The organism is Brevibacillus sp. YAE8 (assembly GCF_057543335.1).
In genome coordinates this window covers 1-863 of the sequence record NZ_BAAIYG010000084.1, presented here as the reverse complement: position 1 = coordinate 863, position 863 = coordinate 1, and the positions used below count along the sequence as shown (strand labels likewise).

The window sequence follows — 863 nt, the reverse complement described above, 5'->3', positions numbered from 1 at the left end:
TAGGATGTGTCTGAAAACTCATTATTGAGTTAGTTTAAAGATGGACGCGACATATACAAACGCTAGGAATGATTTGGCCAGCTTGTCGTAACGAGTAGCGATTCGTCGAAAATGTTTGATTTTATTGAAGAAGCACTCCACCAAGTGCCGTTCTTTATAGCGGTACCAATCCACTTTCCAAGGATTTTTATTATTCGCTTTAGGCGGGATGGTGTACGCTGCCTGCTTAGCCGTAATCCAATGCCGAATGCCTTCTGAGCCGTAGGCTTTGTCACCAACAATATGGCTTCCCGTAAGATCAAACCCTTGAAGCAAATTGATCGCTGGAACGGAATCATAGACGTGCCCCCCCGTGAGAAGAAAAGCGAGGGGATTCCCTAATCCATCGACGACGGTATGAAGTTTGGTTGTCTTTCCGCCACGGCTGACGCCTATGTGCTGATTTACTTCGTGTCCTTCTGCGTTTTTTTAGCACCCGCACTGTGTTGATGAGCTTTGACCGATGTAGAATCGATGCTCAAGTTTTCAAAGTCAGGTTCTACGTGAAGAGCTTGGAAGATGGCGACAAGTAATCCGGTATCTCTCCACTTGCAGAAGCGACTGTAGACCGTTTTCCATGAACCATAACGTTCTTCCGGCAAATCTCGCCAAGCCGCACCACTTCGGGCAATCCAAAGAATGGCATTAAACATGGTACGATTACTTAATTTGGACGGACGTCCTGTTCGATAGGGGGGGAACATGTCCTGAATTTGTTCCCACTGTTCATCGTTTATTTCGTACCGTCTTTGAATCATGCTCGTTGCTCCATTCGTTTTTCCTAAATCATACCACATTTTCTTTAGTTTTCAGACACGTCCTAG

The 863-nt window shown here is 45.5% G+C and carries 1 protein-coding gene; it reads right to left on the bottom strand.

Features of this window, described 5'->3' with window-relative positions; translation table 11 throughout:
* Positions 1-21: 21 nt before the first annotated feature.
* Positions 22-797, bottom strand: a protein-coding gene (locus AC27IT_RS27710; RefSeq protein ID WP_170206163.1) for an IS5 family transposase whose coding sequence is annotated in 2 segments (ribosomal slippage) — positions 22-470 and positions 470-797 — 777 coding nt in all. Because the reading frame shifts where the segments join, the coding sequence is not laid out codon by codon here.
* Positions 798-863: the final 66 nt, after the last annotated feature.